A 21408-nucleotide genomic window follows, 5' to 3' on the forward strand; every position below is an offset into this window, starting at 1 on the left:
TGCCCTGTCAGCCGTAGGTATCGCGAGGACCGCGCCCTGGAATCGATCTGGAGCCGCGTTTCCAGGAAGGCGCGTGGGGCGCTTCGAAGCGGATCGACTCGATGCCCGCGTCAGGGTAGCGCTGGGCGATCGTGGTCATGATGAGCACACGCATGTGCCGCAGCTGCGTGGCCCACGCCGTCGAGTCGCACTGCACGGTGAGCACCGAGTCGGTGATGCCGATCGGCCGGCTGTGCTCGGCCGTCTCGGGCCCGGCGATCTCGGTCCAGGCCAGCAGCAGGTCCGATTTGGCCAGCGACGACGTCCAGCCGAGTTCGCTCGACAGCGTCGACATCACGTCGCCGAGGCCGTGCGGATCCCGGCCTCGGCCGTACGGGATGCTCGTGCCGTCGCCGTCGCGATCCCGCGCGCGCGTCTTCTTGGCACGCCAGGTGGCCGCTCGGGAACTCGGATCCCCGAACGCGGCCTTCAGGCGGAGGTAGACGTTCTGTGATTCAGTCATCGGATGCGTCCACGATAGTCCCGGCCGAGATCCGCACGGTATGGGCGGTGAGCTCTTCCGGCACATCCTCAAAGACGGCTGCCGTGATGAGCACCTGCTCGTAGCCCTTGACCGCATCCGCCAGCCTGCCGCGGCGGCGCTGGTCGAGTTCGGCGAACACGTCGTCGAGGATGACGATCGGGTCGCCGGTGATCGAGTCGGCACGCAGCAGTTCGGCGCAGGCGAGCTTCAGGGCGAGGGCGAACGACCAGGATTCGCCATGGCTGGCATAGCCCTTCGCGGGCAATCCGTTCAATTTGAACAGCAGGTCGTCGCGGTGCGGGCCCACGAGGGTGATGCCGCGGTCGCGCTCCGCGCGGGCCACCTTCTCGAGGGCGGCGCGGAACGCATCGGCCAGTCCGTCCCGAGTGAGATCGGCCGCCGCCGGCACGGTGGCCTCCGCGTCGTCGGCCTCGGGATGGTCGGCGAGGATGCTCAGCACCACCTCGAGCGTCGGCTCCTGATCGGAGCCGGCCACCGCCTGGTAAGCCTCGCGCACGAACGGCCCGAGTGCGGTGATGATCCCTATCCGCTCCGCCATGATCTCCGAGCCGAGTGCGACGAGCCGCTCGTTCCAGAGTTCGAGCGTCGAGAGCTTCTCGTTCTTCAATCCGGATGCCCGCGCCGATTTGAGAAGCGCGTTGCGTTGCTTCAGCACCCGGTCGTAGTCGGCGAAGACGCCCAGCAGTCGCGGTGACTTCGCGCCGAGTAGAGCATCCACGAAGCGCCGGCGCGTCGACGGCTCGCCCCGCACGAGCGCGAGATCCTCCGGGGCGAAGAGCACAGTGGACACGTAGCGCGGCAGTTCACGCGGCTTCACCGCGGCCCGATTCACCTGGGCACGATTGGCGGCCGCGCGATTCAGCTGGAGTTCGACCAGCAGCTCACGACCGTCGTGCTCGAGCCGCGCTCGTACGATCGCCGACTCCTGCCCTGCCCGGATCAGCGCCTGGTCGGTGGAGACCCGGTGCGACCCGAGCGTGGCGAGGTAGGCCAGCGACTCGACGAGGTTCGTCTTGCCTTGCCCATTGCTGCCGACGAACAGGTTCGGCCCCGGCACGAGTGCGACCTCGGCCGTGACGTAGTTGCGGAAGTCGGTGAGACTCAGGTGACGGACGAACAAGCCGGCAGGAGCTAGTCGAGCTCTTTGACCGCGTGGCCGCCGAACTGGTTGCGCAGTGCGGCGACGGCCTTCATCGAGGGCGAGTCCTCCTGGCGCGACACAAAGCGCGCGAAGATCGACGCGCTGATGGCGGGCATCGGCACGGCATTCTCGATGGCTTCCTCGAGGGTCCAGCGACCCTCGCCGGAGTCGTCGACGTAGCCCTGGATGTCATGGAACTCGGGGTCGGCCTCGAGGGCACGCACCAGCAGTTCGAGCAGCCAGGAACGCACGACCGTGCCGCGCTGCCAGGCCTTGAACGTGCCGGTCACGTCCTTGATGATGTCCTTCTTCGCGTCGAGCAGCTCGTAGCCTTCGGCGTAGGCCTGCATGATGCCGTACTCGATGCCGTTGTGCACCATCTTGGCGTAGTGCCCAGCGCCCACCTCGCCCACGTGCACGAAGCCCTCGGCGCGCGGGCCCTCGGGGCGCAGCGCGTCGAACACGGGCATTGCGCGCTCGACATTCTCAGCGGTGCCGCCGACCATGAGGCCGTAGCCGTTCTCGAGGCCCCAGACGCCGCCGGAGACTCCGGCGTCCATGAACTGGATGCCTTTCGGAGCGAGGAACTCGGAGTGCTTGAAGTCCTCGGTCCACTTCGAGTTGCCGCCGTCGATGATGAGGTCGCCCTCGTCGAGCACCTCGGCCAGGTCGTGGATGACGCCGTCGGTGATCGCACCGGCCGGCACCATCACCCAGACGATGCGAGGGGCGGGAAGGGCTGCGGCCAGAGCGGGGAGATCGGCCACGTCGCTGACGGCCGGGTTCGTGTCATACCCCACGACGTCGATGCCCGACTTCTTCAGGCGGGCACGCATGTTGTTGCCCATCTTGCCCAGACCGATAAGACCGATGTTCATGACAGCTCCTTGTGTGGTCAGCGTGTGAGTCAGCGCAGCAGAAGGTTCGGCTGCAGCAGGTACTTGTAGTCGTCGGAGCCGGGCTGGTCTTTCGACGACTGGCTCGTGATGAGCACCGGACCGGGCTTGTTCGGGTTGTCGGTCTTGGTGAACGAGATCCGCACGAACTCGGAGTGCACGGCGCCGAGCCCGTCGAGCAAGAACTGCGGCTTCAGCGAAACGACCGTGTCGGAGCCGGTGAGGAGGGCATCGATCGACTCGGAGGCCTGGGCCTGCTCCGAGCCGATGGCCTCGAGGGTCACGCCGTCGATGGTGAAGGTGAAGCGCAGCGCTGCTTCGCGCTCGAGCACGAGGGAGACGCGCTTGGTGGCCTCGATGAGATCGGCCGTGTTGATCACCGCGTAGTTGTCGACGCTCTCGGGGAAGAGGCGCTTCACAGGCGGGAAGTTGCCCTTGATGAGCAGCGTCGTGACCGTCTTCTTGTCGGCCTTGAAGGCGATCAGCTCACGGTCGTCGGTATTGGTGATCGCCACCGAGATGGTGCCCGCGTTGCCGAAGGTCTTGCCGACCTCCTGCAGCGTGCGGGCGGGAACGAGAGCGGTGGCGGACTGGGTGCCGGAGTCGTTCGAGTCCCAGTCGATGTTGCGCACGGCCACGCGGTAGCGGTCGGTCGCCACGAGGGAGATGGTGTTCTCACTCACCTCGAGCTGCACCCCCGTGATGACGGGGGTCACGTCGTCGCGGGATGCCGCGACCGCCACCTGCGAGACGGCAGCGGCGAACTGGTCGGCCGGCAGCAATCCGGATTCGGCTCCCACCTGCGGCAGCGTCGGGTATTCCTCCACCGGCATGCTCAGCAGGGTGAAGCGGGCGGAGCCGCAGCTGACCACGATGCGCGAATCCTCGGTGGAGAAGCTCACCGGGGCGTTCGGCAGGCGGTTCGCGATGTCGGAGAGCAGCCGGCCGGAGACGAGCACGACACCCGGCTCCTCGACGTCGGCGGAGATCTGCGTCTGCGCCGAGACCTCGTAGTCGAACGAGGAGAGGGTGAGACCGTCATCCGTCGCTTCGATCAGCACTCCGCTGAGGATCGGCAGAGTGGTGCGCTGAGGCAACAACTTCACGGCGAACGACACTGCTTCGCTGAAGACGTCTCGGTTTACTTGGAACTTCACGAAGTCACCTCTGTCGACTTGACTGACCTGGGGTCGCTCCATGTTATCGGGTGCGAGCCGCCGGATCGGTGGAGCAATTTCTGCACAAGGTTCTTGGATGTCATTTGCTTAAAGAAAGATCTCTTAATGTTCTTAACGCCTGGGGATATGTGGATAACTCTGTTTAAACCGCTCGATCCAGCCGAACTACACGCGTGTGAGTTGTAGAGCCGTTGTGAACTCGGTGTTGGTGCGGGCGGATGGGCGATGAACGCTGCGTGAACGAATCCACATCCCGGGGCGACTGATCAACATCCACGGCGTGGTTATCCACACACTCTTCACAATCTGTGGACAACGCTGCCAGGTCGCACTCAGGCGCTCTTGTAGCGCTGGTTGTGCTTGATCCGGTTCGAGATCTCGGTGACCTGGTTGTAGATCGAGCGCTTCTCGGTCATCAGCTTGCCGATCTTGTTGTTGGCGTACATGACCGTGGTGTGGTCGCGGCCGCCGAACAGTTGACCGATCTTGGGGAGGGAGAGGCTCGTCATCTCACGGCAGAGGTACATGGCGATCTGGCGGGCCGTGGCGATGGCCTGGGAGCGGCTGGAGCCGTAGAGGTCGTCGACCGAGAGTTTGAAGTACTCCGCGGTGTGGTTGATGATGTCGACCGGCGCGATCACGTTGTCGTCATCGAGGGTGATGAGGTCTTTCAGCACCGTCTGCACCAGAGCCATGTCGACGGGGGTGCGGTTCAGGCTCGCGAATGCGGTGACGCGGATGAGGGTGCCCTCGAGCTCGCGCACGTTGCTCGAGACCTTCGAGGCCATGAACTCGAGGATGTCGTCGGGCACGCGCAATCGCTCGCTCTGCGCCTTCTTGCGCAAGATCGCGATGCGGGTCTCGAGGTCGGGGGTCTGCACGTCGGTGATGAGGCCCCACTCGAAGCGGGTGCGCATCCGTTCCTCGAATCCCGTGAGGTGCTTCGGGGGGAGGTCGGAGGTGATGACCACCTGCTTGTTGTGGTCGTGCAGCGTGTTGAACGTGTGGAAGAACGCTTCCTGGGTCTCGACCGCTCGCTGGAGGAACTGGATGTCGTCGATGAGCAGGAGGTCGATGTCGCGGTAGCGCGACTGGAACGCGGCGCCGCGGTTGTTCGCGATCGAGTTGATGAAGTCGTTGGTGAACTCCTCCGAGCTCACGTAGCGCACCCGCACCCCGGGATACAGGCTGATGGCGTAATGCCCGATGGCGTGCAGGAGATGCGTCTTGCCGAGCCCGGAATCGCCGTAGATGAAGAGCGGGTTGTAGGCCTTGGCCGGCGCCTCGGCCACGGCCACGGCGGCGGCGTGGGCGAAGCGGTTGGAACCGCCGATGACGAAGTTGTCGAAGCTGTACTTGGCGTTGAGACGGGTGTCGTTGTTGCGGTGCGGGCCGGTGGTCTCCTGAACGGGTGGCGCGACCGATTCGACGTAGGCCGAGTCGGCGCCCGAACCCACCCCCGGACCGTTGCCGACCGGGATCACGGGAGCCGGTTCGGTGACCGTCGTGGTCTCGTAGCCGTCGATGTCGGGGTTCACGACCACGGAGAAGCTGCTCACGTCGAGCTGGGGGTCCAGCGTGCCGAGTGCTGAGAGCAGCGAGGGCCGCACCCGCTGCTCGAGCATGTCGCGTGTGAAGTCGTTGGGCACTTCGAGGTAGAACGAACCGCCGAGGATGCCCTTCGGCACGACGAGACCGAGGAAGCCCTTGAGCTGCGGGGTGATGCGCTGATCGGTGGAGAGCACCTGGAGCACCGTTCGCCAGTTGTCCTCTGTCGAGCCGGCACCCTCAGCCAATGGAACTCCTGTCGAACGTGAATTGCGTGGCCGAACTCACCGGTTCGACTGTCTGCCGTTTGCTGCGCCCCCGCCGGCTGTTAGTAACTGTAGGCAACTAAGCTAGTGACTGCCATGCCACAGGGCAAGTTCGCTGTATTGACTGTACGCGTGTCATTCACAGATGTTGTCCACAGTCTGTGGATAATTGATCCTTTGTGCAGATCCGGTTTGACCACAGGGGATTAAGACCGTAGTTTTAATCAGTTGACTTGTGGAATCCCACACCCCTTCACTTCACGGCAGTCATTCCGAGTGCCTGCCGGACCACGGAGATCATTATGAGCAAGAGAACCTTCCAGCCGAACAACCGCCGTCGCGCCAAGGTGCACGGCTTCCGTCTGCGTATGCGCACGCGTGCCGGCCGCGCCATCCTTTCGGCTCGCCGCCGTAAGGGCCGCACCGAGCTCTCTGCTTGATTCCCGCCTAGACACAGATCCTGTCGTCGCGGTGCTGGCCAGAGGCAATCGCATCACCCACGGTCGTGACTATCGCGCCACCGTCCGGCGTGGTGCGAAGTTCGTCGGGCCGAACACCGTCACCTACATTCGCGCATCCGATTCGTCGGATGCGCGTTTCGGGTTCATCGTGGCGAAATCGGTCGGCATCGCCGTGGTGCGAAATCGGGTGCGCCGGCGACTGAAGGCGGCGAGTTATTCGTTGCTGCCGCAGATCGAGTCCGGGTACGACGTGGTGGTGCGTGCGCTGCCCGAAGCTGGGACTCAGCCTTACCACGTACTCTTCGAAGAACTGTCGCGCTCTCTCACCAAAGGATCAGTACTCGCATGATGTCAGTGGTGACTGCGATCGTGCTGCTCCCCCGCAACCTCGCCGTGCTCATCCTGCGCGGCTACCGAGCAGTGATCTCCCCTCTCTACGGCGACGTGTGCCGCTATTACCCGTCGTGCTCCTCTTATACCCTGCAGGCGATTCAGCAGCGGGGCGTGGTCGTCGGGTCGGCGATGGGCCTCTACCGCATCGCGCGTTGTCATCCGTGGGCCAAAGGCGGGATCGACGACGTGCCGCCGGTGCGTCGCCAGAGATACCGGCTCACGCCTTTCGGTTTTGTCGTAGCTAGCCACGGAAAGGGCTAACCCACCCCATGGAAATCCCGTTTCTCGATACGATCCTCTGGCCCATCAAATGGGTCGTGGAACTCATCCTGGTCGCCTGGCACTATCTGTGGACCTTCATCGGGCTCGACCCCGCGGCCGGCCTCACCTGGGTGCTCTCGATCGTGGGTCTCGTGCTCGTGGTGCGTGCGGCGCTCATCCCGATCTTCGTGCGGCAGATCAAGAGTCAGCGCAAGATGCTCGAGGTCGCGCCCCAGCTGAAGAAGATCCAGGACAAGTACAAGGGCAAGAAAGACCAGTTCTCCCGCGAGGCGATGTCGCGAGAGACGATGGAGCTGTATCGGCGTACGGGCACGAATCCGCTCGCATCCTGTCTTCCTCTTCTTCTGCAGATGCCGATCTTCTTCAGCCTGTTCTCGGTGCTGAACAACGCCCAGAAGGGGCTTGCGGGGGTCGGCCCGCTGAATGCCGAGCTCGGCAAGCAGTTCGGTGACGCGACGCTGTTCGGTGTCGCTCCCCTGCATGACACCTTCATCGGTGCGTGGAATGCGGGCGGCCCGTGGCAGGTCATGCTCATCGCCGGCCTCATGGTGGTGCTGATGACGGCGTCGCAGTTCTACACGCAGCTGCAGATCATGGCGAAGAACCAGTCGCCCGAGGCGAAGAACAGCCCGATGTTCAAGCAGCAGCGCATCCTGCTCTACATCCTCCCGCTCGTGTTCGTGTTCTCGGGTGTGGCGTTCCCCCTCGGTGTCATGTTCTACTGGCTCACCTCGAACCTCTGGACCATGGGTCAGCAGTTCCTCGTGATTCGCAACATGCCCACGCCGGGCAGTGAGGCCGCCAAGGCGCGTGAGGCGCGGCTGGCCAAGAAGGGCAAGCTCGAGCCGACCAAGGGGGCGCCTGCGATCGAATCGATCCCGGAGCCGCCGAAGACGACGCAGCGGCAGCAGCCCGTGAACAAGAACCGGGCGAAGAAGCAAGGTGATAAGAAATGAGTGATGTGACCGAGACCACCGACACCAGTCAGGACTTCGACGTGGAGGACGCCTCGCTGTCAAAGGGTTCCGCGACGGATGCGGATTCGTCTGCTGCGCCGCACTCCCGTCTCGACGACGAGGGTGATGTAGCCGCTGACTACATCGAGGAGCTTCTCGACATCTGCGACCTCGATGGCGACATCGACATCGAGGTCACCGACGGCCGGGCGTACATCTCGGTGAACGCCTCAGGCGAGAGCAACTTGCGAGTGCTTTCGCGTACCGAGACGGTCGCTGCTTTGCAGGAATTGACTCGTCTTGCGGTTCAGACGAAGACAGGCGAGTTCTCACGGTTGATCCTGGATGTCGGTGGCAGTCGAGAGCAGCGGCAGCGGGAGCTGGAGAAGCTCGTCGATGGCGCGATCGCCGGGATCGAGGCCGGCTCCATGTCGGCGCACCTCGAGCCGATGTCGTCATATGAGCGCAAGCTGGTGCACGACATCGTGGCCGAGCGTGGGTTCGCCTCGGAGTCCGAGGGCGAAGGTCGCGATCGTCACACCGTGATCTCGCGCGCATAGTTTCACGTGAAACAGTGACGGACGACGAGCAGAACGTAGTCGAGACCGAGCCGGCTGCGGCTGCGGTGGTGTTCGGCGATCGGATCGATCTCGCTCGCCTGTACACGGCCGACCTCGTACGCCGCGGCGAGGAGCTCGGGCTGATCGGCCCGTTGGAGCTGCCCAGGATCTGGAGCCGGCACATCATCAACTCAGGGGTCGTGGCTCCCCTGCTGCGCCCTGGGCTCGTCGGCGATATCGGCAGCGGCGCAGGGCTGCCGGGTGTCGTGCTCGCCATCGCCCGCCCGGATGTGGACTTCGTCTTGGTCGAGCCGATGGAGCGTCGCGTGGCCTGGCTCGAGGAGCAGCGCACGCTTCTCGGGTTGACGAACGTCACGGTCGTGCGAGCCCGCGCCGAAGAGGCGCGACTCCCCCAGCGACTCGACCAGGTCACGGCTCGCGCGGTCAGCGCCTTCAGCAAGCTCATTCCGATGACCGCTCCCCTGCTCCGCCCGGGTGGCGAGATGGTCTTGATGAAGGGCGCTGGTGCGAGCGCCGAGATCGCGGCGGCCGAGAAGGCCATTCGCAAGTACAAGCTCGCCGATGTGGAAGTCCTCGAGCTGGGAGAGTCCATCGGGGTCGAGGTGACTCGGGTGATCCGTGCCCGTGTCCCGGCGTAGTTCGATACGATCGAAGACGTCCGTTCGGGCTTCTCGCTCCCGATGTTTCACGTGAAACATACCGACAGGATTGTGTGAATGACCAGTGATGCAACCGCCTTCGATGCGTCGACGCCGCTGGCCCGGGAACTTGCGGACCTCTCCCAACGAAAGCGGCAACTGGCAATGCGAGAGTTTCCCCTCCCCCTGGCTCCCCGAGTTCTGACTGTCGCCAACCAGAAGGGCGGCGTCGGTAAGACGACGACCACCGTCAATCTTGCAGCGGCCTTGGCTCGCGAGGGCGCGCGGGTGCTTGTGATCGACCTTGACCCGCAGGGCAACGCTTCGACTGCGCTCGGAGTCGATCACCGCGGCGACAAGCCGAGTGTGTACGACGTGTTGATTCACGACGAACCGATGGCCGGCATCGTGCAGCAGAGCCCCGAGTCCGGTAATCTGTTCTGTTTGCCGGCGACGATCCATCTTGCGGGCGCCGAGATCGAGTTGGTGCCGATGGTTGCACGCGAGCAGCGGCTCCGAGGCAGCCTCGATCGCTTTCTTTCCCAGAAGACGGAGGAAGGCGAGCCGTTCCACTACGTCTTCATCGACTGCCCGCCGTCGCTGGGTCTCTTGACGATCAATGCCTTCGTGGCCGCTCGTGAAGTGCTGATACCGATCCAGTGCGAGTACTACGCACTCGAGGGTCTGAGCCAGCTCCTCAACAACATCAACTTGATCGAACGGCATCTGAACCCCACGCTCGCCGTATCAACCATCCTCTTGACGATGTACGACGGCCGTACGCGCCTGGCCTTCCAGGTGGCGGAGGATGTGCGCACGCACTTCCCGAGCGAGACACTGAAGGCCGTGATCCCCCGTTCGGTGCGGATCTCCGAGGCACCGAGCTTCGGCCAGACCGTGATCAGCTTCGACCCCGGATCCCCCGGTTCGGTCTCCTACCTGGAGGCCGCGGCCGAAATAGCAGACAGAGGAGCGCCTCATCGTGGCAACTAGGAAGAGAACCGGTCTCGGCCGCGGCATCGGCGCCCTGATCCCGACAGACGAGCCTCGCGTCGAGGGCGCGCGGCCGGTCGACGTCTTCTTCGACGCGCCGGCGGGAGTGCCGGAGTTGGTCGCTGTGCCCGGCGCTCGGCTCGCTCAGCTCGATCCCAACAGCATCGTGCCGAATGCCAAGCAGCCGCGGAGTGTCTTCGACGCCTCGGATCTCGCGGAGCTCGTGCACTCGGTGCGCGAGATCGGCGTCCTGCAGCCGATCGTGGTGCGTGAACTTCCCCTCGAAGAGGGAGGCGAGCAGCAGTACGAGCTCGTCATGGGTGAGCGGCGTCTGCGCGCAACCAAGGAGGCCGGGCTCGACACGATTCCGGCGGTGATCAAAGACACCGCAGACGAGGACATGCTGCGCGATGCGCTGCTCGAGAACCTGCACCGCTCACAGCTCAACCCGTTGGAAGAGGCGTCGGCCTACCAGCAGTTGCTCGACGACTTCGGTATCACCCAGGAGCAGTTGGCCGAGCGGATCGGGCGTTCGCGCCCGCAGATCACGAACACGCTCCGCCTTCTCCGGCTCCCTCCGGCGGTGCAGAATCGCGTCGCATCCGGAGTTCTGAGCGCGGGGCACGCGCGCGCTGTTCTGGCCGTCGGTGACGTGGATGCCATGACCAAACTCGCCGATAAGATCGTGAACGAGGATCTCTCCGTGCGGGCCGCGGAGGCGCTTGCCTCATCGGCCCCGAAACAATCCCGCGCCAAGACCACTGCGGGCACCAAGCGCGGCCACCTCGACGAGATCGGTGAGCGCCTCGGCGACCGCCTGAACACGCGAGTGCGCGTGAGTCTCGGCCGCTCGAAGGGTCAGATCGTGATCGATTTCGCGACGATCGACGATCTCAATCGAATCCTCAGTGAACTCGGCGAAGAAGGCTACGGTCGCGAGCGCCCGCTCAGCGGCCCACGTTTCACGTGAAACATCGACGGTGACGTTTCACGTGAAACATTCGGCGTGAACCGGCGACGTCAGGCCGCGCCAGCGCCGGCTGTGGCTCCGGCAATGGCGACTTCGCTGAGCTTCTCGTAGACCGAACCCAACGAGAAGCCGGCCGCGAGAATCCCCTGCGGCACCGTGGATGTCTCGGTCAGACCTGGGAGCACGTTCGCCTCCAAGAACCACGGAACGCCCGCGTCGTCGATGATGAGGTCGATCCGCGAGATGTGCCGGAGCCCGAGAGTCTCGTAGATGGCCAGAGCTGTAGCGCTCGCCTTCGCTGCGATGTCGTCGTCGAGTCGGGCCGGCACGTAGAAGCTGGTTTCACCGGCGTTGTATCGGGCCTCGAAGCTATAGACACCCGAGCGCGGCTCGATCTCGACCGGTGGCAGGGCGAAGGCGCCGTCACCGAGGTCGATGATGCCGATCGACACCTCGACGCCACGGGCGCGTTGCTCGATCAACGCGACCTCACCGTAGGTGTAGGCGTCGACGACGGCGCGCGGGAGGTCGTCGGACGAGGTGATGACGCCGACGCCCAGCGCCGACCCACCCATCGCCGGCTTGACGACCAGCTCGGAGCCGAGGGAGCGCGACACGAGGTCGAGTACCTGAGTGGCTCCCAACTCCCGGAAGGTGTCGCGGGGGAGGGTGAGCCAGCGGGGGGTCGCGAAACCGGCCCGCTCGACCAGGACTTTCGCAGTCGGCTTCTGCCAAGCAAGCCGGGCAGCCTTGGCCTGAGACCCGACATACGGGATCTCGAGCACATCGAGGAGGGCACGCAAGGCGCCGTCTTCGCCGCTCGCCCCGTGGAGGGCGGGCCACACCACGTCGGGACGGGTCTCGTCGAGATAGTGCAGCAGCGTGGCATCCGGATCCCGCAGAATGACCGTGTGACCACGCTCGGCGAGGCTGTCTGCGACGCGCCGACCCGATCGCAGCGAGACGTCTCGCTCGTGCGAGATCCCGCCGGCCAGAACGACGACGGTGCGAGGAGTGGAGGAATCGGTCATGATCTCAATCCAGGTTGGGAGGGGGCGCGGAGAAGTTGCGATCGCGCACGGTGTCGAGGGGGCCGGTGGCGGAGAAGGTCTCGAGCAGGTCGAGTTCCCCATTGATCACGTTCTGCAGGCGGCGGATGCCGACCCGGATCGCTTCGGGAGTGGGGTAGCAGAACGAGAGGCGGATGTTGTTGCGCCCGCCTCCGTCTGCGTAGAAGGCCGTTCCCGGCGTATACGCGACGAGTTCCTTGACCGCGCGAGGGAGCATCTGCTTCGAGTCGAGGTAGGCGGGCAGAGTGAGCCAGACGTAGAAGCCGCCATTCGGATCGGTCCACTCGAGATTCGGCAAGTATTCGGTTAAAGCCCCGATCATCGCCTCTTTTCGCTCGCGGTAGACGCCACGGAAGCGGTCGACCTGCGCGCGCCAGTCGATGGTGTCGAGGTACTCCGAGATGATGAGCTGACTGAAGGAACTGGGTGAGAGAACGGCCGCCTCGTTCGCCAGGATCAGCTTCTCGCGGATCGCGTGGGGTGCGAGGGCCCAGCCGACCCGGAAGCCGGGGGCGAGCGTCTTCGAGAAGGTGCCGAGATAGATGACGCCCTCCTGTTCGACCGAGCGGAGCGCAGGGGGAGGCGGTGCGTCGAAGTGCAGCAGGCCGTAGGGGTTGTCCTCGAGAACGAGGATGCCGTTCTCCTTCGCGATCTGCAGCACCTCCAGCCGGCGCTCCCAGGAGAGCGTCACGCCCGCCGGGTTCTGGAACGAGGGAATCGTGTAGAGGAACTTGATCTTCTTGCCGAGCGCCTTCAGCCGCGCGATGTTCTCGCGGAGCGACTCGGGGATCATCCCGTGCGCATCCATCGCCACATGATGCGTCTCGGCCTGGAACGACCGGAAGATCACCATCGCGGTGACGTAGCTCGGCCCTTCGGCCAGAACGACGTCACCTGGATCGATGAACAACTTGGTCACGAGTTCGAGCGCGTGCTGGGAGCCGGTGGTGACCACGACGTCGTCGGCGCTCGCTTTGATGCCCTCCATGGCCATCACGTCGAGGATCTGTTCGCGCAGCGCCGGCACGCCCTGACCCGATCCGTATTGCAGAGCCACCGATCCCTGCTCGCGCATCACCCGGTTCATCGACTCGATCACGAGCTCCTGCGGCAGCGCGGAGACGGCGGGCATGCCGCCGGCGAGCGATACCACCTCAGGACGGGAAGCCACGGCGAACAGGGCTCGCACCTCGGAGGCGGCGAGACCGGCTGTGCGCTCGGCATAGTTGGCGTACCACGGATCGAGATTGTTGCCCGCGGACGAAGGGGGTTTCTGGCTGCTCACTCGTACATCCCGACGTAGACCGAAATTCCATCGTATGACATGCAAAAGTGGCCCGCTGCACGGATGCGGCGGGCCACTTGACACGAACTGGCCATCAGGCCGTTCGGGAGGGCGATGCGGCTCAGATGAAGGCGGCGAGGTCGGCCTCGAGGGCCGCCTTCGGCTTGGCGCCGATGATCGTCTTCACGACCTCGCCGCCCTGGTAGACCTTCATCGCGGGGATCGAGGTGATCTGGTACTTCATCGCGGTCTGCGGGTTGTCGTCGACGTTGAGCTTCACGATCTCGATCTTGTCGGAGTGCTCCGAAGCGATCTGGTCGAGGATCGGGGCGACCGCGCGACACGGCCCGCACCACTCGGCCCAGAAGTCGACGAGGATGGTCTTCTCGGACTTCAGGACGTCGGCCTCGAAGCTGGCGTCGGAGACTGCCTTGGCGTTGGACATTGTTCCTTCTTTCGTGTGAATGGGGTTCCGGATGCCCGAACGGGCCTCTCCGTGAGTGTTCAGTCGGCGGCGACCAGGTCGTCGACCTCGTCGGCCAGTGCGGCGGCCAAGTCGACTCGCGACGATTCCTCCACCTGGTCGAGAGCTGCGAGGAACTGCTCGGCGTCGAGAGCGGCGACTGTTCCTGACGCCGCGGCGGTGACCGCCTGGCGATAGTGGGGGTCGATGACGTCGCCGGCGGCGAAGACACCGGGAAGGTTGGTCTTCGACGAGCGACCCTGCACCGCGATGGTGCCGTCTGCCGTGAGGTCGAGCTGACCATGCACGAGATGCACGCGCGGGTCGTTGCCGATGGCCACGAACAGGCCCTGCACGGGGAGTTCGGACTGCTCACCGGTGACGGTGTCACGGAGCGACAGCGCCTCGACGGCACTCTCGCCCGAGATGCCGACGACCTCGGAGTTCCAGACGAACTCGATCTTCTCGTTCTGGAAGGCGCGCTCCTGCATGATCTTCGACGCACGCAGGGTGTCCTTACGGTGTACGACGTACACCTTCTCGGCGAATCGGGTGAGGAAGGTGGCCTCCTCCATGGCGGAGTCGCCGCCCCCGACGACCGCGATCGTCTTGGTCTTGAAGAAGAAGCCGTCGCAGGTGGCACACCACGACACGCCGCGGCCGCTCAGTCGCTCTTCGTCGGCCAGGCCGAGCTTGCGGTAAGCGGAGCCGGTGGCGAAGATCACCGAGCGGGCCTCGAAGGTTCCGCTGTAGCCGGTGTGCACGGTCTTGATGTCACCGTCGAGGTGCAGGCTCGTCACGTCGTCGAGGATGACCTCGGTGCCGAACTTCTCGGCCTGCTCCTGCAGCTTCATCATGAGATCAGGGCCTTGGATGCCCTCGGGGAAGCCCGGGAAGTTCTCGACCTCGGTGGTGTTCATCAGCTCTCCGCCGGCCTCGACGCTCGACGCGAGCAGAAGCGGGTTGAGTCCGGCTCGCGCGGCGTAGATCGCCGCCGTGAAGCCCGCAGGGCCCGACCCGATGATGATGATCTCGCGCATGTCGTTTCCACTCCTGAGGATGATCGTGGGCACACCAGCAGTGCACTCACTGACCGATACAACCCATCCTAACCGCGGAGTATTCCAGTGCCAGCGGCGGTCGGAGGTCGCTTTCAGGTGTGTTCGGAGCGGACGCCGCTACCGGTTCAGTCGTGCCCGGATCGGCCGCAGAGCATCCCGCAGCTCCGGCGAACGGAGCAGGAACAGGGCGCCCAGGTACACGACGAGCATGACCACTCCGACGATCGCCATCGACGCGATGGCGGGCACGAACGGTGTCACGGCGAAGCCCCCTTCGGTGCGCCCGCCGAGGGCGGACATCACGGCGTAGCCGGCCACGGACGCGGGGATGGCGGCGAGACCGTAACGGCCGTAGCTCCGCAGCACGGTGGCCCCACCACGACCACCCAGGCGGCGCCGGATGATCAACGCAGCCACCAGGGTCTGCACCGCGGTGGCCGCGGAGAGCGCCAGGGCGAGACCGACCGCGACCCATTCGACGGGCAGGAACGAGCACGCGAGCGCGAGCACGGTGAAGATCGACGCCTGGAGCACCTGCAGGAAGAACGGAGTGCGGGTGTCGCTCAACGAGTAGAAGACCCGCTGCACCACGAACAGCACGGTGAAGGGCAGCAGGCCGACGAGGAAGGCGATCAGCACGTCGCCCATCGCCGAAGCGCCGAAGAAGCTCTGACTGAACAGGCTTGCGAAGGGATAGGCGACGATGATGAGCACCACCATGGCGAGCACCATGAAGAGCGAGGTGGAGCGGATGGCCGCCGAGACATCCGTTCGCAGTTGCGGGATCTCGCCGCGATTGGCGTGGCCGGACATCTTCGTGAAGTAGGCCGTGACGATCGAGACCGTCACGAGCGAGTGCGGCAGCATGAAGATCAGCCACGCGTTCTGGATGGTGGCGATCGAGGCGTCGGAGCCGGAGGCGATCGACGCCACGTTGGTCTCCACCAGCCCCGCCGCCTGGGTCACCAGCAGCATGCCGAAGGTCCAGCCGGCCAGCTTGCCGGCCGATCCGAGGCCCACTCCGCGCCAGGCGAAATCCGGTCGGTAACGGATGCCGACCCGCCGCCAGGCGACGAAGAGCACGAGCGCCTGCGCCGCCACCGCGAGTGTCGTGAAACCGCCGAGCAGTGCGATCTTGTCCGGCCCCCAGTCGGAGACGGCTCGCTCGCCGTTGGGGTCGTCGCCGAACAGCAGCATGAACACCACGAGGCCGGCGATCGAGATGGCATTGTTGAGCGCCGGCGCCCAGGTGAAGGGGCCGAAGACGTTCTTCGCGTTCAGCACCTCGCCGAGCACGGTGTAGAGCCCGTAGAAGAAGATCTGCGGAAGACACCAGTAGGCGAAGGCGATCGCCAGGGCCCGCTGCTCACCCGTGAAGCCCACCGCCGAGATCGTGACCAGCACCGGTGCGAGGAGGGTCGCCGCCAGCGTGGTGCCGCCGAGGATCACCATGGTGATCGTCAAGAGCTTGTTGATGTAGCCCTTGCCGCCATCCGAATGCAGCATGGCGCGCACGATCTGGGGCACGAGCACGGCGCTCAGGGTTCCGCCGGCGATGATCACGTAGATGTTGTTGGGCAGCTGGTTCGCCACCGCGAACGCGTCGGCGCTGGCGCTGCCCACCAGGCCGATGGTCTGCGCCAGGATGATCGTGCGCACGAAGCCCATGATCCGCGAGACGATGGTTCCGGAGGCGAGCAGGGCGCTCGAGCGGCCGATGCTGGGATTCGGGCTCGGGCTGGGAGTCGTCTCACTCATCCGCGGCCTCCGTGTCTTCGGTGCGCCTCTTCTTGCGGCGGCGCAGGATGTTGCGCACGATGCCGAAGCCGAACACGAGCACCACGAGGATGGCGAAGAGTACGGTGCCCCAGGTCTCCCATTCGGCGCTGACGTTCACGACCACCGGCGAGGGCGTCGAGATCAGCACGCCCGTCGTGCTGAGCAGCTGGATGTTGAGCGTCACGGCTCCGTTCGCCACCGCGGTGACGGGGATCTGCGCGCCCTTCCTCGAGGAGGCCTCGATGGTCACCTCGACGTCGTTCTGCTCCACCAGCAGGCGGCCGTTCGAGGGCGTGACATGCACCAGCACGGTCACCGGATAGGGCAGTTCGTTGCTCAGCGTCACCGGGAGCGGGGCCTGATTCGACAGCAGGTTGATGTTCGATCCGTCGATCATCTGCACGGAGCCGAGCGTCTTCGTGGTGGCGTCGAGGCTGCCCTGCACGGCCACGTTCCAGCCGCCTTCGTTGGGCACCCAGCTGTTGGAGAGCAGCGCCAGCAGGTCGGCGCGGTTCTCGCCGGTGAGCACCTGCGGATCGGCGAGAACCGAGGAGAAGGAGTCGATGCTCTGCGAGGCGCCCAGCAGCCGCTGGATCTGCCCCACCCGATCCGCCGACTCCGCCGCGTCGATCAGCGTGACCGACTGGGTGGGCGTCTCGGAGAGCAGGTTCTGCAGGGGGGCGGTGCTCGCCCAGGGCAAGGACTGCAGGGCACCGAGCACCTGATCGAGGTCGGTGAGGTTCATCGCGGTGCGGTCGAGCACCGCGAGCACGGGGCGCCCCGATGTGCCGGAATCGGCATCCGCGCCACCTCCCGCGCCGGCGGCGATCGCGAGTGAGGCCGAGAGCTGGGAAAGGGCCTGGCCGCGGCGCGCGTCGGAATTGGCGGCCAGCGCATCCTGGAGCGCCGTCGAGATGCCGTGATCGGCGACGAGCGCGGTCTGATCTCCCACCGAGACGACGGCGTCGAGCGCGCCGCCTTCGCCGGCCGAGAGCTGCGTCGAGTCGAGGATGCTCGTGGTGAGTCCCGACTGCGCGAAGAACGGCAGGTCGGCCGAGACCACCGAGCCGGCGCGGGGCCAGGCGATGGCGGTGCTCGTGTAGTCCCAGTCGGTGAGCTGCTCGAGCGTGGGAACCGCGGCGGGCGCCGGCGTGGGGGTGGGCGAGGGTGTGCCGGTCGGTGCGGGAGTGGGGGTCGCCGCGGGCTCGATCAGCTCGTCGACGTCGGTGAAGTTCGCCGGATTGAGCGCGTAGGCGAAGGAGGTGGGTTCGAGCACCCCGGGTGCGCCGGCCTGGCGCTCTGCCGCGATGTCGGAGTCGCCGAAGGTGAGCGGGATGATCGGGTTCGATGCGGCGTCCAAGCGCTCGAGCCAGCCGACGGCCGAGTCGGGTGCCGTCGATCCGAGGGCGCGGATCGAGACGATGATGCGCGGATCGACCGCGATCGTGACCGGTCGGTCGATGACTGCATCCAGTTCCCGCGTGAGTACGCCCGTCTCGCTGGTGAAGGTCTCGAGCGTGGCTGCGGGGATGAGACCCGTGGTGCTCGCGATGCTCGTGAGCGGGGCGATGACCGTGACGTCGGCCGCGGCCGGCGTCGTGGTGGCCGGATCGTTCCAGACGATCGCAGACCGCGTGTCGGCGACGACGACCCCGTCGACGGTGAGGCGGGCTTCGAGTCCGTAGCTGCCCCATTCGCCGAGCGCGAGTCGATCGGCCGGAACGGTGAGCTGCACCGAATGGGTCGCGCCGAGCGGAACCGCGGCCGAGGGAGCCGTGGCGACCGTGACGAGATCGTCGTCGGCCGGCGCGTCGTCGGCCGGGCCGGCCACCCAGGCGTCGTAGGCGCTCGCCGAGGTGAGCGCGGAGCGCTCGAGCACGATGTCGATCGTGCCCTCCGCGATCGTGTCAGGGCCGGGGTTCGCGACCTCGACCGTCACTGGGAGGTCGGCTCCGGGCGTGACGACGCCGTTGCCGGCCGGGGCGACGGAGAGCGCGACGGTCGTGGTCGGCGTGGCGGGCGCATCCGTCGCACCGGCTGCCATCGGGGTCGCGAAGACTGCACCGGCGATCAGCGCACTTGCGGCGATCGCGGGCGCAACTCGAATCAATCGACGCGCTGGTGAGTTCATAGGTAGTCGTGGGAGCGCTGGGGGCACCCGCATCCGTACTGCGATTCTAGGAGAAGGGGCCTGGGAGAACCGGGAACCGCCAGGGCCCGGCGGAAGGCCCGGCTAAAATGGGCCGGTGCAGCCGGTTCAGCAATCCCTCGAGTTCCTCGGGAAGCTCGCGGCGAGTGGTCCGGTTGCGACTCTCGCGGCGGCCTTCGCCGCAGCCGGCCACGAGTTGGCTCTCGTGGGCGGCCCGGTGCGCGACGCCTTCCTCGGCCGGCCGATCACCGACCTCGACTTCACGACGGATGCCACGCCCGACCAGATCCTGGCCCTCGTCACGCCGGTCTCGCAGGCTCAGTGGGATGTCGGGCGCGCCTTCGGCACCATCGCCGCGCGGATCGACGGCGAGACCGTGGAGATCACCACCTACCGGTCCGACAGCTACGACGGCACCACCCGAAAGCCCGCCGTGGAGTTCGGCGACAGCCTCGAGGGTGACCTGCGGCGGCGTGACTTCACGGTCAACGCGATGGCCCTGCGGGTGCCCGAGCTCGTGCTGGTCGACCCCGCGCACGGCATGGACGATCTCATCGCCGGCGTGCTGCGCACCCCCGGCGCGCCCGAGGTGTCGTTCGGCGACGATCCGCTGCGGATGCTCCGCGCCATCCGTTTCAGCGCACAACTCGGCTTCACCGTGGCGCCCGACACGGCGATCGCCATCTCCGAGATGCGCGACTCGATCGGCATCGTCTCGATCGAGCGGGTCAACGACGAGCTCTCCAAGCTGCTGAAGACGGATGCGCCGCGCGCCGGTGTGGAACTGCTGGTCGAGAGCGGGCTGGCCGAGCTGATCATCCCGGAGATCCCGGCGCTGCAGCTCGAGATGGACGAGCACCACCACCACAAGGACGTCTACCAGCACAGCCTGACCGTGCTCGACCAGGCCATCGAGCTCGAGAAGGCGCGTGCGGGCTCCGAAACGGGCATCACCTCGCCCGATCTCGTGCTGCGCCTCGCCGCCCTGCTGCACGACATCGGCAAGCCCGCCACCAAGCGCAACGAGCCGGGTGGGCAGGTCAGCTTCCATCATCACGACGTGGTGGGTTCCAAGCTCGCGAAACGGCGCCTGCGCGAGTTGCGCTTCGACAACGACACGATCGCCGCCGTGAGTCGCCTGATCGAACTGCACCTGCGCTTCTTCGGCTACACCGACGGCGCCTGGACCGACTCGGCGGTGCGCCGCTATGTACGCGACGCGGGCGATCAACTGCAGCGGCTGCACATCCTCACCCGCGCCGACGTCACCACCCGCAACCGCCGCAAGGCCGACCGGTTGTCGTTCGCCTACGACGATCTGGAGGAGCGGATCGCGACTCTGGCCGCTGAGGAGGAGATGGCATCCGTTCGCCCCGATCTCGACGGCGAGCAGATCATGGCGATCCTCGACCTCAAGCCGTCTCGCGCGGTGGGCGAGGCCTATGCCTTCCTGCTGGAGCTGCGCCTCGACGAGGGCCCGCTCTCGGAGGAGGAGGCCACGGCTCGTCTCAAGGAGTGGTGGGCGGCGCGCACCGCCTGATGACGGTTCGCCGGGCGCGAATGCGGGGTGACAGCCCGCCGCAGGTCACGCCGGGGTGTTGGCGGCGATGAACTCCTCGAGTCGGGTGCGGGCCACGTCGTCGGGCAACTGCACCGGCGGCGACTTCATGAAGTAGGCGCTGGCCGACTCCACCGGGCCGCCGAGCCCGGCGTCGAGCGCGAGCTTCGCGGCACGCACGGCGTCGATGATGACACCGGCCGAGTTCGGCGAATCCCACACCTCGAGCTTGTACTCGAGGTTGATGGGGGCGCCGCCGAAGCCGTGCCCCTCGAGCCGCACGAAGGCGAACTTGCGGTCGTCGAGCCACGGCACGTGGTCGCTCGGGCCGATGTGGATGTCGCGTTCGGGCAGGTCGATGTCGATGTTGCTCGTGACCGACTGCGTCTTCGAGAGCTTCTTCGACTTCAGGCGCCGCCGCTCGAGCATGTTCTTGAAGTCCATGTTGCCGCCGACATTGAGCTGGTAGGTGTGGTCGATGTGGATGCCGCGGCTCTCCATCAAACGAGCGAGCACCCGGTGCGTGATGGTGGCCCCGACCTGGCTCTTGATGTCGTCGCCCACGATCGGCAGACCGGCCGCCACGAACTTGGCGGCCCATTCGGGATCGCTCGCGATGAACACGGGCACGGCGTTCACGAACGCGACACCGGCATCCAGTGCCGCCTGGGCGTAGTGCTTGGCGGCCTGCTCGGAACCGACAGGGAGGTAGCAGACGAGCACCTCGGCACCCGAGGCGCGGAGGGCTGCGGCCACATCGACCGGCGCGGCGTCGGACTCCTCGATCATCTCGACGTAGTACTCGCCCAGGCCGTCGAGGGTCGGCCCCCGCTGCACGGTGACGCCGGTCGGCGCCACGTCGGCGAACTTGAGGGTGTTGTTCTCGCTCGCCCAGATGGCGTCGGCGAGATCGGCGCCCACCTTCGCGGCGTCGACGTCGAAGGCGGCCACGAACTCGAGGTCTCCCACGTGGAACGGCCCGAAGCGGGTGTGCATGAGCCCGGGAATCGCGTCGGTCTCATCCGCGTCGGCGTAATACGTCACGCCCTGGATGAGGGAGTTCGCGCAGTTCCCGACTCCGGCGATCGCCACCTTGATGCTCATTCGGCCCAGCCCTTTTGTTCTGTTGTCGGTGATTCGGTCGTTGTCAAAACTCAACGATTCTATCCGGCTCGACTGCGATGCCGTGACCGTCG

Annotated in this window: 21 protein-coding genes; 9 read left to right on the forward strand and 12 right to left on the reverse strand. The window is 65.8% G+C overall.

Annotation, left to right across the window (positions count from 1 at the left end; translation table 11 throughout):
* Positions 1-7: 7 nt before the first annotated feature.
* The 5 genes from BLW00_RS05585 to dnaA form a co-directional block, all read right to left on the reverse strand.
* Positions 8-502 (reverse strand): DUF721 domain-containing protein, encoded by a 495-nt coding sequence (locus BLW00_RS05585; RefSeq protein WP_092550315.1) that lies wholly within the window; start codon positions 500-502, stop codon positions 8-10.
* Positions 495-1664: a DNA replication/repair protein RecF gene (gene recF, locus BLW00_RS05590; RefSeq protein ID WP_092550317.1), complete on the reverse strand. Its 1170-nt coding sequence runs from the start codon at positions 1662-1664 to the stop codon at positions 495-497. Before recF ends, BLW00_RS05585 begins: the two co-directional genes overlap by 8 nt.
* An 11-nt stretch (positions 1665-1675) precedes the next feature.
* The gene (gene gnd, locus BLW00_RS05595; protein WP_092550320.1) at positions 1676-2563 is read right to left on the reverse strand and encodes a phosphogluconate dehydrogenase (NAD(+)-dependent, decarboxylating); all 888 of its coding nucleotides are present in this window, start codon (positions 2561-2563) and stop codon (positions 1676-1678) included.
* A 29-nt stretch (positions 2564-2592) separates the two neighbouring features.
* Positions 2593-3738 (reverse strand): DNA polymerase III subunit beta, encoded by a 1146-nt coding sequence (gene dnaN / locus BLW00_RS05600; RefSeq protein WP_092552034.1) that lies wholly within the window; start codon positions 3736-3738, stop codon positions 2593-2595.
* Positions 3739-4091: 353 nt separating this feature from the next.
* Positions 4092-5555 carry a chromosomal replication initiator protein DnaA gene (dnaA, locus tag BLW00_RS05605; RefSeq protein ID WP_092550323.1) on the reverse strand — a complete coding sequence of 488 codons (1464 nt, stop codon included), beginning with the start codon at positions 5553-5555 and terminating at the stop codon, positions 4092-4094.
* A 320-nt stretch (positions 5556-5875) separates the two neighbouring features.
* Here dnaA and rpmH point away from each other — a divergent pair, with 320 nt between their 5' ends.
* The 8 genes from rpmH (at position 5876) to BLW00_RS05645 (ending at position 10847) form a co-directional block, all read left to right on the forward strand.
* The gene (rpmH, locus tag BLW00_RS05610) at positions 5876-6013 is read left to right on the forward strand and encodes a 50S ribosomal protein L34 (RefSeq protein ID WP_022895130.1); all 138 of its coding nucleotides are present in this window, start codon (positions 5876-5878) and stop codon (positions 6011-6013) included.
* The gene (gene rnpA, locus BLW00_RS05615) at positions 5952-6383 is read left to right on the forward strand and encodes a ribonuclease P protein component (protein WP_245741295.1); all 432 of its coding nucleotides are present in this window, start codon (positions 5952-5954) and stop codon (positions 6381-6383) included. The genes rpmH and rnpA overlap by 62 nt, the downstream gene beginning before the upstream one ends.
* Positions 6380-6688: a membrane protein insertion efficiency factor YidD gene (gene yidD, locus BLW00_RS05620; RefSeq protein WP_092550329.1), complete on the forward strand. Its 309-nt coding sequence runs from the start codon at positions 6380-6382 to the stop codon at positions 6686-6688. Before rnpA ends, yidD begins: the two co-directional genes overlap by 4 nt.
* 8 nt (positions 6689-6696) lie before the next feature.
* Positions 6697-7665, forward strand: a complete 969-nt coding sequence (yidC, locus tag BLW00_RS05625; RefSeq protein ID WP_407650949.1) for a membrane protein insertase YidC — start codon at positions 6697-6699, stop codon at positions 7663-7665.
* The gene (locus BLW00_RS05630) at positions 7662-8225 is read left to right on the forward strand and encodes a Jag family protein (protein WP_092550332.1); all 564 of its coding nucleotides are present in this window, start codon (positions 7662-7664) and stop codon (positions 8223-8225) included. The genes yidC and BLW00_RS05630 overlap by 4 nt, the downstream gene beginning before the upstream one ends.
* A gap of 14 nt (positions 8226-8239) precedes the next feature.
* Positions 8240-8884, forward strand: coding sequence for a 16S rRNA (guanine(527)-N(7))-methyltransferase RsmG (gene rsmG / locus BLW00_RS05635; protein WP_092550335.1), 645 nt, complete (start codon positions 8240-8242; stop codon positions 8882-8884).
* A gap of 78 nt (positions 8885-8962) precedes the next feature.
* Positions 8963-9877 (forward strand): ParA family protein, encoded by a 915-nt coding sequence (locus tag BLW00_RS05640; protein WP_092550338.1) that lies wholly within the window; start codon positions 8963-8965, stop codon positions 9875-9877.
* Positions 9867-10847, forward strand: a complete 981-nt coding sequence (locus BLW00_RS05645; protein ID WP_092550341.1) for a ParB/RepB/Spo0J family partition protein — start codon at positions 9867-9869, stop codon at positions 10845-10847. Before BLW00_RS05640 ends, BLW00_RS05645 begins: the two co-directional genes overlap by 11 nt.
* A gap of 50 nt (positions 10848-10897) precedes the next feature.
* Here the strand turns inward: BLW00_RS05645 and BLW00_RS05650 are convergent, their stop codons facing one another.
* The 6 genes from BLW00_RS05650 to BLW00_RS05675 all read right to left on the reverse strand — a co-directional run bounded on the left by BLW00_RS05650 (position 10898) and on the right by BLW00_RS05675 (position 18669).
* A complete protein-coding gene (locus BLW00_RS05650; RefSeq protein ID WP_092550344.1) occupies positions 10898-11878 on the reverse strand; it encodes a D-alanine--D-alanine ligase family protein in 981 nt (326 codons plus the stop codon).
* A 4-nt stretch (positions 11879-11882) separates the two neighbouring features.
* Entirely contained in the window at positions 11883-13202 is a 1320-nt protein-coding gene (locus BLW00_RS05655; RefSeq protein ID WP_092550347.1) for an aminotransferase-like domain-containing protein, read from the reverse strand.
* Between the two features lie 121 nt (positions 13203-13323).
* Complete coding sequence (gene trxA, locus BLW00_RS05660; RefSeq protein WP_092550350.1) at positions 13324-13647, reverse strand: thioredoxin; 324 nt, start codon at positions 13645-13647, stop codon at positions 13324-13326.
* A gap of 59 nt (positions 13648-13706) precedes the next feature.
* Positions 13707-14705, reverse strand: coding sequence for a thioredoxin-disulfide reductase (gene trxB / locus BLW00_RS05665; protein ID WP_092550353.1), 999 nt, complete (start codon positions 14703-14705; stop codon positions 13707-13709).
* Between the two features lie 138 nt (positions 14706-14843).
* On the reverse strand, positions 14844-16484 hold the full coding sequence (gene murJ, locus BLW00_RS05670) for a murein biosynthesis integral membrane protein MurJ (RefSeq protein ID WP_092550355.1): 1641 nt from the start codon (positions 16482-16484) through the stop codon (positions 14844-14846).
* Positions 16477-18669: a DUF6049 family protein gene (locus tag BLW00_RS05675; RefSeq protein ID WP_322788330.1), complete on the reverse strand. Its 2193-nt coding sequence runs from the start codon at positions 18667-18669 to the stop codon at positions 16477-16479. The genes murJ and BLW00_RS05675 overlap by 8 nt, the downstream gene beginning before the upstream one ends.
* A gap of 82 nt (positions 18670-18751) precedes the next feature.
* Between BLW00_RS05675 and BLW00_RS05680 the strand changes: the two genes are divergently transcribed.
* Complete coding sequence (locus tag BLW00_RS05680; protein WP_092550362.1) at positions 18752-20194, forward strand: CCA tRNA nucleotidyltransferase; 1443 nt, start codon at positions 18752-18754, stop codon at positions 20192-20194.
* Positions 20195-20239: 45 nt separating this feature from the next.
* Here BLW00_RS05680 and BLW00_RS05685 read toward each other — a convergent pair whose 3' ends face one another.
* The gene (locus BLW00_RS05685) at positions 20240-21316 is read right to left on the reverse strand and encodes an inositol-3-phosphate synthase (RefSeq protein ID WP_092550365.1); all 1077 of its coding nucleotides are present in this window, start codon (positions 21314-21316) and stop codon (positions 20240-20242) included.
* Positions 21317-21408 lie beyond the last annotated feature (92 nt).

This window comes from Herbiconiux ginsengi (assembly GCF_900107435.1).
GTDB classification, from domain to species: Bacteria; Actinomycetota; Actinomycetes; order Actinomycetales; family Microbacteriaceae; genus Herbiconiux; species Herbiconiux ginsengi.